The 16,054-nt window shown below is 44.3% G+C and carries 16 protein-coding genes; 5 read left to right on the top strand and 11 right to left on the bottom strand.

What is annotated here, in order from left to right; genetic code table 11:
- Positions 1–48: 48 nt before the first annotated feature.
- The 4 genes from I6E86_RS02355 to I6E86_RS02340 form a co-directional block, all read right to left on the bottom strand.
- Entirely contained in the window at positions 49–426 is a 378-nt protein-coding gene (locus I6E86_RS02355) for a DsrE family protein (RefSeq protein ID WP_197174889.1), read from the bottom strand.
- A gap of 113 nt (positions 427–539) precedes the next feature.
- On the bottom strand, positions 540–1,082 hold the full coding sequence (locus I6E86_RS02350; protein WP_197174888.1) for an acyl-CoA thioesterase: 543 nt from the start codon (positions 1,080–1,082) through the stop codon (positions 540–542).
- 49 nt (positions 1,083–1,131) lie between these two features.
- The gene (locus I6E86_RS02345) at positions 1,132–2,205 is read right to left on the bottom strand and encodes a YheT family hydrolase (protein WP_197174887.1); all 1,074 of its coding nucleotides are present in this window, start codon (positions 2,203–2,205) and stop codon (positions 1,132–1,134) included.
- Between the two features lie 244 nt (positions 2,206–2,449).
- Positions 2,450–3,046: a YigZ family protein gene (locus tag I6E86_RS02340; protein ID WP_197174886.1), complete on the bottom strand. Its 597-nt coding sequence runs from the start codon at positions 3,044–3,046 to the stop codon at positions 2,450–2,452.
- A gap of 196 nt (positions 3,047–3,242) precedes the next feature.
- Between I6E86_RS02340 and I6E86_RS02335 the strand changes: the two genes are divergently transcribed.
- Both I6E86_RS02335 and I6E86_RS02330 read left to right on the top strand, forming a co-directional pair.
- Positions 3,243–3,947 (top strand): pseudouridine synthase, encoded by a 705-nt coding sequence (locus I6E86_RS02335; protein WP_197174885.1) that lies wholly within the window; start codon positions 3,243–3,245, stop codon positions 3,945–3,947.
- A 528-nt stretch (positions 3,948–4,475) separates the two neighbouring features.
- Positions 4,476–5,540 (top strand): disulfide isomerase DsbC N-terminal domain-containing protein, encoded by a 1,065-nt coding sequence (locus tag I6E86_RS02330; RefSeq protein WP_197174884.1) that lies wholly within the window; start codon positions 4,476–4,478, stop codon positions 5,538–5,540.
- Positions 5,541–5,711: 171 nt separating this feature from the next.
- On the opposite strand, the gene I6E86_RS02325 is transcribed toward I6E86_RS02330, so the two are convergent.
- Positions 5,712–6,362 (bottom strand): DUF2939 domain-containing protein, encoded by a 651-nt coding sequence (locus I6E86_RS02325; protein ID WP_197174883.1) that lies wholly within the window; start codon positions 6,360–6,362, stop codon positions 5,712–5,714.
- Positions 6,363–6,768: 406 nt separating this feature from the next.
- Between I6E86_RS02325 and dnaJ the strand changes: the two genes are divergently transcribed.
- The 3 genes from dnaJ (at position 6,769) to I6E86_RS02310 (ending at position 9,874) form a co-directional block, all read left to right on the top strand.
- Positions 6,769–7,908: a molecular chaperone DnaJ gene (dnaJ, locus tag I6E86_RS02320; protein WP_194363350.1), complete on the top strand. Its 1,140-nt coding sequence runs from the start codon at positions 6,769–6,771 to the stop codon at positions 7,906–7,908.
- Between the two features lie 172 nt (positions 7,909–8,080).
- Positions 8,081–8,911: a 4-hydroxy-tetrahydrodipicolinate reductase gene (gene dapB / locus I6E86_RS02315; protein WP_197174882.1), complete on the top strand. Its 831-nt coding sequence runs from the start codon at positions 8,081–8,083 to the stop codon at positions 8,909–8,911.
- 102 nt (positions 8,912–9,013) lie between these two features.
- On the top strand, positions 9,014–9,874 hold the full coding sequence (locus tag I6E86_RS02310; RefSeq protein WP_197174881.1) for a hypothetical protein: 861 nt from the start codon (positions 9,014–9,016) through the stop codon (positions 9,872–9,874).
- A gap of 92 nt (positions 9,875–9,966) precedes the next feature.
- On the opposite strand, the gene I6E86_RS02305 is transcribed toward I6E86_RS02310, so the two are convergent.
- The 6 genes from I6E86_RS02305 to I6E86_RS02280 form a co-directional block, all read right to left on the bottom strand.
- Positions 9,967–11,142 (bottom strand): type III PLP-dependent enzyme, encoded by a 1,176-nt coding sequence (locus tag I6E86_RS02305; protein ID WP_197175048.1) that lies wholly within the window; start codon positions 11,140–11,142, stop codon positions 9,967–9,969.
- 122 nt (positions 11,143–11,264) lie between these two features.
- On the bottom strand, positions 11,265–11,816 hold the full coding sequence (gene def, locus I6E86_RS02300) for a peptide deformylase (protein ID WP_197174880.1): 552 nt from the start codon (positions 11,814–11,816) through the stop codon (positions 11,265–11,267).
- A gap of 196 nt (positions 11,817–12,012) precedes the next feature.
- The gene (locus I6E86_RS02295; protein ID WP_194363354.1) at positions 12,013–12,267 is read right to left on the bottom strand and encodes a GlsB/YeaQ/YmgE family stress response membrane protein; all 255 of its coding nucleotides are present in this window, start codon (positions 12,265–12,267) and stop codon (positions 12,013–12,015) included.
- Between the two features lie 324 nt (positions 12,268–12,591).
- Entirely contained in the window at positions 12,592–14,061 is a 1,470-nt protein-coding gene (gene mpl / locus I6E86_RS02290) for a UDP-N-acetylmuramate:L-alanyl-gamma-D-glutamyl-meso-diaminopimelate ligase (RefSeq protein ID WP_197174879.1), read from the bottom strand.
- Positions 14,062–14,297: 236 nt separating this feature from the next.
- Positions 14,298–14,927, bottom strand: coding sequence for a copper resistance protein NlpE N-terminal domain-containing protein (locus tag I6E86_RS02285; protein ID WP_197174878.1), 630 nt, complete (start codon positions 14,925–14,927; stop codon positions 14,298–14,300).
- A gap of 452 nt (positions 14,928–15,379) precedes the next feature.
- On the bottom strand, positions 15,380–15,907 hold the full coding sequence (locus tag I6E86_RS02280; protein WP_197174877.1) for a disulfide bond formation protein B: 528 nt from the start codon (positions 15,905–15,907) through the stop codon (positions 15,380–15,382).
- Positions 15,908–16,054: the final 147 nt, after the last annotated feature.

Raw genomic sequence — 16,054 nt, 5'->3', positions numbered from 1 at the left:
TTTACTATATGAAGCGTCGTTACTAGTATGCTTGTACAAGCTTGTTTTTTAGCTCAACTGCAACGACCCTTTCGCATTCATCAACAGCTCAACCACATCATCACCGCTAATCACTGTAAAGCGTTTATCGATGGCGGATTCTTCAACACCATTGTGCTTCATGCATGCGCTACAGACCAATACTTGGCCACCTTTTTCGATAAAGGCTTCTAGTAATTCACCCGCAGGTTCAAACGGTGCACCAATATTGACATCGTCCAGTGCGTTAGGCAAAGCCAAACGCACCGCATCTACCATCAATATCACTGAGGCAGAGTGTCCTTTTTTGAGTGCCACACCAGCCATCGTAAAGGCTAGCGTGATTTTGCTTGGGTTTGATTCACTATTATCAAATAATGTACCGACATAATCTGTTGTATTAATCATATGGTTCTCCTATTAGTGTTTTGTCATAGTAAATAACTAACTGGCTAATAGATTACCATTTATTATACTTTTTTATATAATGTATTGTTATCAAACAGTATCGCTTGAGTTACTTAGCCTATTGGCGGCCACGGACGATCAGCATCGCTCTCTATCCATTCGGCGACGTAGCCCGTTGGCGGTAGCTCCCATTCAGACTGCCCTAATGCTGCCATTACTTGTGCCGTGTCGATCACTCTGCCACCCTTAGTCACACCTGTACGCAGTAGCCCAGATGAGCAGGGTTTGCCCTTGACCCACATAGATTGCTCGATGTAGAGCCAACGCGCATCGATACCGACGATTTTGGTCTTTAGCGTGACTTTTTGAAAGGCGCGAATACGCTTACGGTATTGAATAGTGCTGCCCGCGATCACCAAACCCCAACGCTGTTTTAGTAGCTGGTTACCAAGCCCAGTCCGTACCGCAAAGTCCATACGCCCCAAATCATACAGCGTGAATACGCGGCCGTTATTCATCTCAAAAAAGTTATCGATATCAGATAAGCGGCAGCGAAACTGAATCTCACTGGTGTCCTTGAGCGTCAATGTATCGCCTCGTTTTGCTTTGAGGGCGGCATGAGCGATGGTGGCGGCATAACGGATAAATGGGTACATAGAACACTCTCAAAAGGGTTAAAGGATAAAGGTAGGGTCTACCAGATGATTATTGGTGCTCTTTATTAGACGGTACGCCAATATAATTAAAATAAGCACTGACGGTCTCGGGTATCCAGTTAATATCAAACTTTGAAGTCTTGGGTTTTGTGCCATTGGTGACTGACGTTTTATTTTTGGCCTGACCATTGTCTGAGCGATAACGCAGATAACCGATATGTCCACCATGCTCCGTGTCGAGGATGGTGACACTGTCAGAGACATCGTTTGGCGTTGCGGTAAAGCCAATGAAAGGATCGTCCTTTGCACTAATTAATAGTAGAGGCTTGGTTACGTTGATCAAATAAGGTAGGGCAGAAGAAGAGTGATAATAGTGATTGTTAGAGCGGTAGCCATGACGCGGAGCGGTGAAGATATCATCAAAGTCGCTGATACGATTGACAGCTTTGATAGCATCAATTTCTTCTTTGGTAATATCGTTCGCCAGTGCTTTTTTGATAATTGGATTGAGCAAATAAGGCGTATAGATACGATGACTCAAAAAGCTGTGCATGGTAATGGCCGCTGACGACATATCGACGGGAGCAGAGATGACCGCAGCGCCTTTGCAGATGGCTTCGTCACCATACTCGCCCATATACTTCGCTAGTGCATTACCACCGAGTGACACGCCAGCCGCATAGATATTGGCATACTGCGCACGTAAGTTTTGTAGCGCGTGATGCACCTCGGCAGTATCACCCGCATTATAAAAAACTCGACCATTAGCTGGAATACCGCCACAACTACGAAAGTGCACCACCACAAAATGCCAGCCTTGCGCATGTATTTGATATGCCAGCGCGCGAGCATAATGGCTATCGCTGCTGCCTTCCATACCATGAAATAGCACAATCAATGGCGTTTGCTCAAGCTCACCAGCTTTTGATGCCTTTACAGAATGCGCATCATAAAAGTCGTAAGCAATATCGGTTTCACTTAAGGAATCTTGCATCACCACGCGGCGATAGGTTGGTGCTTTAGGAGCAAAGAATTTGGGCAAGATGCTCTGCAAATGTGGATTGGTTAGCCAAAAGGGTGGCTTAAAAGGCACTGGAGCAAAAGGTGTGGTTGAAGTTGACATATAGTGGTCTTATTTAATCATCGTTAAAAAGTAGTGTTGTTTAATAACAGTGCTTTATCATAACGTCAGCAATGGTGAAAACCAATGATTTTCAGTGAACGCATGATTACTGAAAATAGCTACTGAAAACGATTACTGAAAAATGGCGACTGACTTACTTAGTTGAAAGACTGTTGCTGAATGAGTACATTGAAAAAAACTATTAAAATGGTGATGAGAGTGGTTAATCAAACTTATTAGCGCCTTAGGATTTATCCAATACTCGACCATCCATTGCCAGTCGCTCTTTTAAATTTTCAACATCTGCTTCAGCAAGTGTGGCGGTTAGGGTCACTTGTTTGCTGTAGGTGACATCTTCAATGTGACCGCCAAGACTTTCTATGATATAGCGGCACTGTGCTTCGGTCGCAAATGTCGCTAGTATTTGAATCTGTGTCATGGGTATATAGGGGCTTAATATCATCTCATCGACGACCGCTTGGGCAGAGCCTGCATAAGCACGGGTGAGACCGCCAGCACCCAATTTGATACCACCGAAGTAGCGCACCACGATGATAATAACGTTGCCGATAGACTTATGCTGTAGGACGTTCAATATAGGCCTGCCTGCCGTACCGCTTGGCTCTCCGTCATCATCGAACCCTGCACTGGTGGTGTTATCAGGGTCGCCAACGATATAGGCCCAGCAAAAGTGACGCGCATCTGCATATTGCGTACGTAGTTGTTCCACGTGAAACATTGCTTGCTCACGGGAGGTCATAGGATAGGCGTAAGCAATAAACTCGGATTTTTTAATTTCTAGTCGAGTGTTGACCGCACGTTTTAGCGTTTGATAGCTCATATTTCATCAGGCTTAGGTTGGATATGTTAAACTGGCATAACTTTCACTGCTGTCCATATTTGGCACAGTGTTCATTTAATTTTCATTATAGTACCATTTCTAACCATCGAAGATAACGAGCCGCTCACGGCTGCGTGCTGGCATCGTTAGTTTCTGATTTAGGGCTGGTATAATAAAACCGATGGTAGTAAATAGTATGCGTTTAGATAAATTTATTAGTAAAGCCACTGAGCTGTCGCGTAAAGAGTCCAAAAAGATTATGCACGCCGGCGAAATCACCGTAAACGATCAAGTGGTCAAAGATCCGGGTCTACATGTCGATATCGTCAATGATGAAGTGATGTGGGCAGGCGAGCCTTTGTCAGTCGCTGCTGGCAATCGCTATATCTTGTTGTATAAGCCTGAAGGCTTTGAATGTACCCTCAAAGTTAAAGAGTATCCAATCGTCACCGAACTGATTGCAGTACCAGAATTGGGCAGCATGCGTATCGCAGGTCGACTTGATGTCGATACCACAGGCGCACTGCTCATGAGTGATGACGGCGGCTGGCTACATCGTGTCACCAGTCCTAAGCATGAACATGCAAAAGTCTATGAGCTGACCTTGGCAGATGCGATGGATAGCGCAGCGCAAGCCAACGCGGTTAAAGAAGTAGCTGAAGGCATCTTGCTCGAAGGTGATCACGAAGAAACCAAGCCTGCCGTGCTTGAGTTCATCGATGAGACGCATGCTCGTCTGACACTAGAGCAAGGCAAATACCATCAGGTTAAGCGTATGATGGGCTACTTTGGTAATCGAGTCACTGAGCTGCATCGCGCCAGTATCGGTCATGTCTCGCTAGAAGGTCTAGAAAAAGGCGACAGTCGCTTTTTGACTCCAGAAGAAGTGGCCAAGTTTTAATGACTGAGCGGTTTAATGCTTAGCACTGTTGTTTTTTAGAGTATCGTTTCGTGAATTAGGAGCAGACACTATATAGTGTGCTGCTTTTTTTGATTCATTATTCTAGGGCATATTCTCAATTCAATCGACAGTCATCTAAACGGGTTAAAAATGGCTAAATCTTGCCAAACGGCGTCAAATAGCTGACTAATATCTCGAGATTATCTGCGCTATTTTCCTTGCTTGACGGCAATTTATCTTATTTTTATCACCATTTTTAAAATGAGGACACGCCTTAGGTTCACTCTCTTTTTGAGCTCATTATCATTGCGTTATGTCTAGCAGTAACTTGTGTTGCCTATCTCTTAAAGCTAGGTAGCAGTTTTGCGACATGAGTCATTTAACACTTCGCAAAACCATTCCATATGCTACAGTCTTTTCTATCTACATCTTTATATCATCATTTTTTAGTGTGGCTTTAGTATGGCTAGCTCAGTATGGCCAAGTATTGAAAGCCGCCATGATTAAATACCAGATAGGACTCTCTCTGTGACATTACCTGTACTAAAATCAGCCAGTTTGATCAGTGTGATACTACTAGCAACCACGGCTTGCGCGCAGCCAAGTTCAGCGGACGCGACCAGCACCCAACCCAGTCAGAATAGCCAAAGCTCACAAACGGTTGAAGCGGTGAGTTCGACTGTCGATAAGCGACTGCGCCAAGTACTGACTCAAGCAGGCATCAAAACGCAAATCACCGCTATTGTGCCGTCCAAATTACCCAATATGTATCAAGTCAATTTGGCTGGCCAGTTGCCACTGCATATCACTGAAGATGGTAAATATGTCATTCAAGGTGAGCTACAAAAGAATCCAAGCAAGCGGGTAGTGACCAAAACACCCGTACGCAGCACGAGTGCGCAGGTAGGCAAACCTGTCAGTGCGAGTGTCAAGTCTGACATGCTAGCAAATATGGCTGCACTGAAAAACATGAGTGCGAAAACGCCATTCTTTTACACAGCCGTGCCTGGTGTGATCTGGGGCGCGACGCTAGAAGGCGTGCCGTTTTTATTGTCAGATGATGCACAGTACATCACTGATGGCGAGATATCTGTCATCGAAAATGGTCAGTTTATCGGACTTGACGAAGCATTTGAATCGCTGAAAAATCAATCTGTGTTTGCGACGTTGGATAAGAGCCAACTGATTACTTATCCTGCGACCAGTGCCGAGCGCGCTGTTATCTATATCGCTGACGACGTGAACTGCCCTTATTGCCGCCTGTTTCACAAGCAAGTACCGATGCTCAATGCCAAAGGCGTGACGGTCAATGTCATAGGCTACCCGATATATGAGGCGTCACCTGCGCAAATGCGTGGTATTTGGTGTCAGGCTGATGAAGACAGTCGCCGTCAAGCGTTTGACAAGGCAATGCTAAAAGGTGAGATGACACCTGCATCAGCAAGCTGTAGCATCGATCATGTGACACCCAATCGTGAAATAGCAGCTGGACTCGCGGTAATGGCGACGCCTGCTATCTACCGTGAAGACGGGGTGCTGTACCAAGCAAGCTTTGAAAGTCCTGAGTTTCTAGAATTCCTAGGCATTGAATAATTTATCGGTACCATTAAATATTTTTAGCTCTTCTTTTTAGCCCTTCAGCGCTTTGATATCTTGAGCGCTTAGCGCAAGCCATAAAAAACCGCCTTATGAGATGACTTATAAGGCGGTTTTTTTAGCGTTTTATTTAGAAGCTTCCGTGTCTCAAAAATTATCTTAAATGACCTATGGTAAGACGATATCAACGATTTTCCAGTTGATCAGTCCTTCACGCTGCATCTCAATAGTCAACGGATAACCTTTCACTTGACCACTCACGCTAAAGCAATTGATGCCGCAATAGCTCAGCGATGGCTTCTCGCTGTCATTGCCTTGGGCGACTTGTTGCTCAAGTTCGGCAGCTTGTTTTTTCATGACTTGCTGTATTTGGCTTTTGACCACGGCATCGACATCACCGCGTTGAATGATCAAAGACTGAATGAGGTTTTTGAGGTCGACCTGATCGCTAGCGATGGCCCATGCAGCGGCCAGCTCTTTGGTGGCTGTGTTGGCTTGCCCTTGAGTATTGATGACCTTTTCGATATTTTGCGGGGTGATAGCGCCATTGACGGCTTTGGTGATAAAGCCATTGGCTGCCTCAGTCAATGGCTCGCCGCCCAGCTCAGAGATAAGAGGGTACTTCGTCATCGTCGTGGCAAACTGGCCAGTTAACTGGTTTTGGATGCTTGGTCGTACTTGATCATAATTGATCTCTGCTGCGATGGTTGCGCCATCCTTGTCATCATAAGCATTTTTGAGCTGATAGGCACTGTAATAAGGAGAGCCTGCATAGATTGCAATGGCAATTATTATCAATAAAACAATCAGCTTTTTCATAAGACTTGGCACCTTGTCACAAATGTCATCAGTTATGGCGATAGATATTATCACGAGTGCAGGTGATTCAGGTATGAAAAGCTTTATAGCGTTCTTAATAAACTGTGTATCTCCATGAATCAGCATCAGTCACGAATTTCATCAGCCCAAAGCTTGATAATTCAGCAGACCATCTCCATAAATAGCGCAAACTTTTTATAATTGATTTGGCTAAGCAGCCCTCCACCGTATTTGTTTGTCAGAGTCACGCACTGCTCCTCATAAAATCTTAGACCTGTTTATGAAACGTTCGTTTTCTATGTTTCATGTGAAACCTTGTAGATTGATTGTATAAGGTTGAGACAGTCGTTGATTGGAGCAGATGAGCTGACAAACCGGTGGTACTGTAAGGACGATAGGAGAAACCATGAGTAAACGCGATTTTTATGAAATATTAGGTGTCAGCAAGACCGCTGACAACAAAGAAGTTAAGCGAGCCTACCGCAAGCTTGCCATGAAATATCATCCAGATCGCAACTCTGATGACCCTGATGCTGAAGATAAATTTAAAGAAGCGTCGATGGCTTATGAAGTGCTGAGCGATGCAGAAAAGCGTTCAGCATACGACCGTATGGGTCATGCAGCCTTCGAAAACGGCATGGGTGGTGGTGGATTCGGCGGTGCAGGCGGTGGCAATTTCCAAGACATCTTTGGCGATATTTTTGGCAACTTTGGCGATATATTCGGTCAGCAGCGTGGCGGTGGCGGCGGTGGACGCTCACGTCGTGGTTCGGATTTGCGTTATGTGATCGAGCTGACCTTAGAAGAAGCGGTACGTGGCTGCAAAAAAGAAATCAGCTTTACGGCTCCTGCCCCTTGTGAAACTTGTGATGGTAAAGGCGCAAAAAATGCGTCTGATATTGTGACTTGTCAAACCTGTCATGGGCAAGGGCAAGTCCGTATGCAGCAAGGTTTCTTTGCTGTGCAGCAAGCATGCCCGCATTGCGGCGGTACTGGTAAACAAATCAAAAACCCTTGCTCTGATTGTCATGGTAATGGTGTCAAAGACAAATCACGTACGCTAGAAGTGTCTATTCCAGCCGGCGTTGATGACGGTGATCGCGTACGCTTGTCAGGTGAAGGCGAAGCAGGCGGCGCTGGCGTACAAAATGGCGACTTATATGTCGAAGTACGTGTCAAATCGCATAATGTGTTCACGCGTCAAGGCGCCGATCTCTATATGGATGTGCCTGTCAGCATTACCGATGCGGCACTAGGTAAAGAAGTTGAAATCCCAACCTTAGATGGTAAAGTAAAAATCAAGGTGGCCGAGGGTACGCAGAGCGGTAAATTGTTACGTGTGCGTGGCCGAGGTGTGACGCCAGTTCGCACCACGATGAAAGGTGATCTAATTTGCCGTGTCATCATCGAGACACCAGTGAATCTAACAGGTGAGCAAAAAGATCTGTTACGTCAATTCCAAGATACCTTAGATGACGATAGCAAGCATCAACAGTCGCCGCATAAAAAATCTTTCTTTAAAAAGATTAGTGACTTGTTTGATTAAGAATAACTACTACTAAGTAGTTATAATCAAAATTAGCCCAAAGGTTTCACATGAAACCTTTGGGCTTTTTATTGCCTGTATAAAAGACCCCTCATGGGATGATATTTGCTAAACTTACAACCAATGATATGCCAAACAACCTCACTAAAAATACAGCATTTAAGGTAACAATATGAGTCAACAAGCAAAAGAACAAGCCATCAACGTTGGTGTGATTGGTGCAGGTGGTCGTATGGGCCGTATGCTCATCGAGGCGGTAAACGACAATACCCAAACCATGCTTAGAGCTGCGATTGAACGCCAAGGATCTAGCCTCGTCGGCGCAGATGCAGGAGAAGTCGCTGCTGTCGGACGCTTAGACGTGCAAATCGTTGATGATCTACAGGCTGTAATCAGTGATATCGACGTGCTGATTGATTTCAGTCTGCCTGATGCCACTGAAAAAAACATGCAGATTTGTGCTGAGCATGGCGTTGCTATGGTCATCGGTACCACAGGATTCAATGAGCAGCAAGAGCAGGTATTGGCAAAAGTGAGTGAGCAGATTGCGATCGTTTATGCAGGTAACTACTCAACAGGCGTGAATCTGTCATTGAAGTTGCTAGGAATGGCAGCAAAAGCATTTGGCAATGACGCGGATGTAGAAGTCATCGAAGCACATCATAAGCACAAAATCGATGCGCCATCAGGTACCGCTTATATGATGGCAGAAGCCGTGGCAGAAGCCCGTGGACAGAATCTAAAAGATGTCGCTATTTATGGCCGCGAAGGACAAACAGGCGAGCGAGAAGCTGGTACGATTGGTATTCATGCGATTCGTGGTGGTGAAATCATCGGCGATCATACCGTAATGTTCATCGCTGACGGTGAAGTGGTTGAGATCACTCATCGCGCTCGCGCTCGCATGACTTTTGCCACTGGTGCTGTGCGTGCTGCGACTTGGATTATTCAGCAAGAAGTCGGGCAGTACAATATGCAGGATGTGTTGGGTCTCAACGACTAGATATTGTTGATTACAAAATCGATGATGGCTTGATGATATGAGGGGATAGATGTGAATGGTATTAAGCACTATATAACGCATCAGCTGGTGAGTACTATTTGCATGACTATCAGGGCGTGCTTCTGTGTACTGGTACTAAGTGTCGTTGTCCTACCAGTGACCGTACAAGCGGGTACCATTCAAACCTACGTGATTGAAACTTACGGCGGAGTTGCTCTGTTACCTGCAGTCAGACAGCAATTAAATAGCAGCGCTGATGGCGGGACGGTCACAACTTATCAAGACAAGCTGGTACTGAATACCACAGCGGCTAATTATCAGGCCGTACAGCAGCTCTTGACTCAGATTGATGGTCAGCCGCAAGCCTTGACCGTCGCTGTGCGAGTTGGCAGTAATAGCAGCACGCAGAGTGGTATCCAGCAAGGGCAGGTTATTATTACTAATCGTGGTATTCAAGGGTCAGGTATCATTAATCAAAGTAACAGTCAGCAGCAGGGCAGTAATTCATACCAAATAAAAACCTTATCTGGTAGTGTAGCGAGCATTAGCACTGGCACGCTCTACTCTCTAACTCAGGCTTATAGTAGCAATCGCTATGGCAATCAGCAGCGACCCGCTAACCCTAATCTAAAGCCACAGATTATTATTCAGCAGCAAGTATTGCTTCCAACCACTCAAGGAATTACCGTTACACCAAGATTGCTTGCTAATGGACAAGTTGAAGTACAACTTTCCCAAGTGGAAGAAACACTCGCGCGATCCAATTCGACTTATAATCGCAGTGGTTCTGTGAATCATGCTATTCAAGGTCAACGTTTGAGTAGTACGATTATCGTGTCTCGCGGGCAATGGGTGACTATCGGACACATCTCTCAAAACAGTCAAAACCAAAGTACTAGCTATGGCAGTAACCAATCAGTCAATAGTCATAACAGTGTGCCTATTTCATTACTGGTACAGTAGTTGTTTATCAATGATATCGTTAAACGAGCATAAAAAAGCGCGGCACTGATATCAACAGTGCCGCGCTTTTTTATTAACAGTAGAGCAAAAAACTAGTCAATGTAAATCACATCTAATGGTGGAAAACCATTGAACTCAACTGATGAATAAGAATTGGTATAAGCACCAGTGGTGAGCCAGTAGATTTTATCACCAATCTCTAGCTCTTCTGGCAACTGATACCCTGCTTCTTCATACATGATATCAGTTGAATCACACGTTGGACCGGCCAATACCACAGTACCTTCGCTGGTTGAGGTTTCCATCTTAGGGGTATAAACAGGGTATTTGATGGCTTCGCCCAGTGTCTCGATCAAGCCTTGGAACAATCCTACATCGGTGTATACCCAGCGAGTCAAATCGGTGCTAGATTTACGCGATATTAAGATCACATCACTCGCCAACACCCCTGAGCCGCCTACTAACGAGCGGCCTGGCTCTAAAATAATCTCAGGCATATCCTCTTCGTTATAATCGTCCGTTAGATAGCTCTTGATTTCTTCTGCGTATACTTTTATCGGATTCACTTCGCTGATGTAGTTGGCTGGAAAACCACCGCCCAAGTTAATCATTTGTAGCTTGATGCCTTCTTCATTTTTCATCCAGTCAAACATGTATTTGACCTTGGCTAATGCATCATCCCACGCGGCAACATCCTTTTGCTGACTGCCCACATGGAATGAGATGCCATAAGGCACTAAGCCCAAATCTCGCGCTTGAATCAATAGCTCGATTGCCATATTTGGATGACAACCAAACTTACGAGATAGCGGCCATTCTGCAGTATCTGACCCTTGTACTAAGATACGCACAAATATTCTTGAGCCAGGTGCATGCTTTGCGATATTTTTTAGATCTGCTTCTGAGTCAGTGGCATACAGATCAACCCCTTTTTCAAACGCATATTTGACATGATCGGCTTTCTTGATGGTGTTGCCATAAGAAACACGCGATGCATCTACACCGCAGTCCAGCACGCGATCAAGCTCATAAATAGACGCACAGTCAAAGTTTGAGCCAAGCGTAGCCAGTAGGTTAATGACTTCAACGGCAGGGCTCGCTTTCATTGCATAATGGATTTTTGCATCAGGGAAGAACCCAACCATTTCATGATATTTCGTCTTTATACGACTAAGGTCAACCATCAAAAAAGGCGTCTCACGACCTTCAGCAGCTTTGGTGAATTTCTGCCAGCTGGCAGGGTCAAAATATTGGTCAATTTTGATCATTGTCATAGTGGTAAACCTTTAGTAAGGACAGTATCTGCTAGAAAAATTATCGTCAAACAGCGGATATTAAATCATAATATCCGCGTTAGGCATTATTATATAGTGGACATCAAATACAGAGATTAAACGTTGGTCGCAGCCTGTGGTTGGGCTTCAGCTGCTTCTTGCTTTTCGCGTATTTTGAGGACTTTACGCACTTTATCACGAGCACGTGTTTGCTTGAGGCGAGACAAATAATCGACGAATATGACACCATTGAGATGATCCATTTCGTGCTGGATGCAAACGGCAAGCAGACCTTCTACTTCTTCGTCAATTTTTTCGCCATTCTCATCCAAGGCTTCGATACGCACTTTATTAGGACGTTCAACGCTGTCATAAACCTCAGGAACTGACAGACAACCTTCTTCATACGGTTGTTTGTCTTCTACCAATGGTGTCACTTTTGGATTGATAAACACCCGAGGGCTGTCTTTATCTTCAGATAAGTCGATCACGATAAGCTGAATATGGTGATCCACTTGGCTGGCAGCAAGACCAATACCTTGAGCATCATACATCGTCTCAATCATATCTTTGATTAAGGCTTTGATTTCAGCAGTGACTTCCTTGACAGGCTTGGCAATCGTGCGCAAACGAGGATCTGGATAACTTAGAATAGGGAGTAGTGCCATAACGCTCACCTCAATGATAAGATAAAATAGGGTTGATATTATAAGATAAATGGGGACAAAAGTAATGCTTATCAATACTTTCGCAGTCACAAGATACTCTATAAGACGAGAATATATAAATTCTCATTATGAACAGCACAAAAAAGCCCTACTTGGCGTAGGGCTTCTATTTTGAACGGTTATTTTAAATTATCAGTTATGCACGGCGTTTATTTACAATCATCTCATACAAGAATAGTAGTATGATGGCACCGATTACTGAGAAGATAAGACCCGTAAAGCCGCCATCTGCATTGATACCGATCATTCCTGCGATAAGTCCACCAAGCATTGCACCAACGATACCCAAGACAATGGTCATGATCCAACCCATAGGGTCACTGCCTGGTTTAATAGCACGTGCCAATAGACCTGCGACTAGACCTACAATAATCATCCAAATAAAGCTCATAATATTCTCCTAAATTTATCAATAGTTATAATGTGTTACGTCTCTAATGAATACATTGTAAACAGTCGCAAGACACAAAAGTAAGCACGAAATGTTACCTGTGTACGGGCTATGTGAGAAAATAGTCTTGTTTGCTAACACGTAGAGGCAATAGGTAAACGGGAGGTTACAAAGGTAGCTGTAATGCTAATAGGGGTGTTTGTCAGTGCTGGTATTATGGCGAAATTTATAAAAACTGAGATAAAAAAACGCGACTTATCTTTGAAAAGATAGTCGCGCTTCTTTGCTGTAGTAACTATTCAGAATAGAGTCTAACTAACAGGATTACTTGCTGTGAAGTGCAGTTAATAAACGCTGATGAATACCTTCAAAACCACCGTTAGACATCACCACAATCGCATCACCTGCCTGCGCATGATGGGTGATATGCTCGACGATAGCATCGACACTAGACATGACTTGCTGGTTACCAATGGCGTCATTTGTGGCAGTGGCCTGTTCAATAACTTCTCTCAAGCCCCATTCTAGTCCAGTAGGCTCATACCAAAGCGTATAGTCAGCGAGGGCCGCAGACTCAGCTAAGTTGTCTTGATGAACTCCCATCTTCATGGTGTTGCTACGCGGTTCAATAATCGCCCAGATACGTCTGTCAGACAGCTTCTTTTTGGCACCATCTAATGTCGTGGTAATGGCGGTTGGATGATGCGCAAAGTCATCAAACACTAGGATGTCGTTTACGTCACCAATCAGCTCCATCCGGCGTTTGATACCAGCAAAGGCTGATAGCGCGGCGCAAGCCGTCGAAATGCTCACGCCGATATCATACGCTGCCGCGACGGCAACGAGCGCATTATTGACGTTGTGAATACCACTCATCGACCAGTTTACGATCGCTGTCGCGTCTTTATTATCAGCAAAGCTCATCTGAAACTGGCTGCCATCTTCGCGCATGAGTTCAGCTTGCCATTCGCTATCGTTTACAAGGTTATTAGCTGTGCTCTCATCAACCACCGATGTCCGCCAAACAGGTGTCCAAACGCCTTTCGCTAACGTATCTTCTAAACTGGCGGTCGCTGCTGGCATGATGATTTTTCCAGTGCTTGGAATCATGCGTATCATATGATGAAACTGTGTCTGGATAGCATTTAGATCTGCAAAGATATCCGCATGATCAAATTCTAGATTGTTCAAGATAGCCGTACGCGGACGGTAATGAACGAACTTTGAGCGCTTATCAAAAAAAGCAGAGTCATACTCATCGGCTTCAATGACAAAGTATCCTGTCTTTGAGGGGTCATCGTTATTCTTATCAGCACCCAAGTAGCTGCTGTGCGCAAACACTTGCTGCAAGTGCTCGTCAGTGGTGTTGACCAATGGCACACCGCCAATCAAAAACCCCGTATCGATACCCGCATAATGTAGTATCCAAGCAAGCATGGTGGTGGTCGTCGTCTTACCATGAGTACCAGCAACGGCGATCACATGGCGCGATTGCAGTACTTGCTCAGATAAAAACTGTGGCCCTGAGGTATAGCGCAGACCGTTATCTAGCATATACTCAATCACATCCATGCCGCGCTTCATCGCATTGCCCACGACGACTAGATCGGGTGCTGGCTGTAAATGTGAGATCAAATAGCCTTCTTCAATCGTGACGCCAGCATTCTCAAGTTGGGTCGACATCGGCGGATAAACACTGGCATCTGAGCCCGTGACAGTATGGCCGAGTTCTCGTGCTAACAGCGCTAGCGAGCCCATAAAAGTACCACAGATACCAAGAATATGAATATGCATAGACGTTCCGTACAAGCTTGAATAAAGGAAATAAAATCTAATAAAAGACACGAGTTTGGATGCTTGGCTGCCATTAGGACAGCTCATCTTTTGACCAAGGCTTGCCAAGGCAATAGCGCTATCAACCATCAACCAGCAATCATTGTAAAGTAAACGCTGTTCGATGACCAATAAAAAACGCCCAACAAGTAGGCGTCATTCAATAGGCTATATTTGGTCAATCTGACTAGCAAAGTTTATTGACGCGACAACGTATAGTCATTATCTGGATTGTCTTGCTTATCGAGTAACACTAGATGATTGTCTTGGATCTGATAAGCTTCGATATTTTTGCTTTCATAAACAATCGTGATTTTATCGTTATCTTGACGATAAATGCCAGATTCAAGTAATGGTTTTCGTGGTCGTTCAGGGTTGTGATAGCTACTGGACTTTAACACCGAACCATCTGCAAATAGATTCAGAGTGATATCAATACTATCGCAGTCTATACAAGGTACCATACCACCATAATCACCCATTAACGTTGCTTGTAGCATGCTAATTTTGGATTCTGATTGTGTTGCCGATGACGGTTTATAAGCATCATTGCTGAATTGCGCCGCTGCGATAAGCGATTGGCCTTCTGTCACTTCATCCAGATTATTAGAGTCCGATTGAGACGCTTCACTACTTTGTAGGCTATTTGAGAGATCATTTTGATCAACGGTATCAACAGAGGCCATCTTGGTCATCATTTCTTGGTCAGCATTAGAGGAGGCACTGTCACAGCCTATGAGCAGCACACATAGCGGCACTGCTAATATCGAAAGGTGCCAGCGACTGACAGCAGATGTGGTAGAACGAATAGACGCAAGATATATCATGATCATACCAAAACAATTTCAGATAATATTTGAGAGTTTTCTCATCTGACCGACAATGTAATGCTCTTGTCAGAACAGAGAGGCAGTAAGGAGTATGGAATTATTAATAACATAAGTCGGGTAACTTATTAAATTATCTTGTAATAACCGTGAAAAAGCCTAATAAGAAAATATAGGAATAACTAAAGTCTAGCTGTTCATAAACAATCTGTCTAAAGATATCAAAGGGTTAAAGATATCTCTGTGGGCTTTTTGTTGTGGTCGATATATTGAGTGGCTTAGCGATGAACCTCATTAGTCTTGTGCTATGACTAATGGAGTTTATAAGGGACAGTAAACAGTGGCTTATATAAAAACAGACATTACATAATAAAATATGAATGTCTGTTTGTTTAAAGAGAAGGCTTAATACTGCGAGCAAGTTGTGAACAATTTATATAATCAAGACAGTTCTAAGCGGTGCGAATAGCCTTAGGTGATTTAATAATACGCATTAATATCAATACGTGTACGATCAGCAGTATGACAAATAAAATCAAAGACTGCTCAGGAATACTCAACCCCATAAAGGTCCAGTCGACTGAGGCGCATTCACCAGAGCCTGCAAAAACTTCCTTAAATACTTGCAAAATAGGCAGGGTATCAAGCCAATAATCCAGACCTGGACCACATGAGGGTACTTGATCAGCCGGTAGATGCTGTAGCCAAACATGACGCGTAGCAACTGCAGTGGCCCAGCCAATCCCTGCCAAGCTACCAAGCCACAATAACAGTCTGACCACTTTAGACTTGGGATTAAATAACGCTGATATCAAGGCAAAACTGCCCATTATTATCAGACCTACACGTTGAAAGATACAGAGCGGGCAAGGCATTAGACCCAAATGACGCTGTAAAAAGAAAAACGCAAAGCTCATTCCTATGATTGACATCAAGACCAAAAATACTTGCAAATTACGGTAGGTGGTTAGCTGTCGCATTATACGGTTACTCTTATGGATTCGTCTAAAATAGATAGTGCAGCCAATCTTATATGATGTAGATAGGATGTTAGACATGCGCCGTCTACTGTGTGTAAGGCGCAGTCTTGTCTGCGATTTATCCAAATCATCTCAAACTGACTACAG

Origin of the sequence: Psychrobacter sp. SWN149 (assembly GCF_015864565.1) — a bacterium.
Taxonomy (GTDB): Bacteria; Pseudomonadota; Gammaproteobacteria; order Pseudomonadales; family Moraxellaceae; genus Psychrobacter.
Note: the sequence above shows the minus strand (reverse complement) of the source record. Positions and strands in the feature narration are given on the sequence as shown.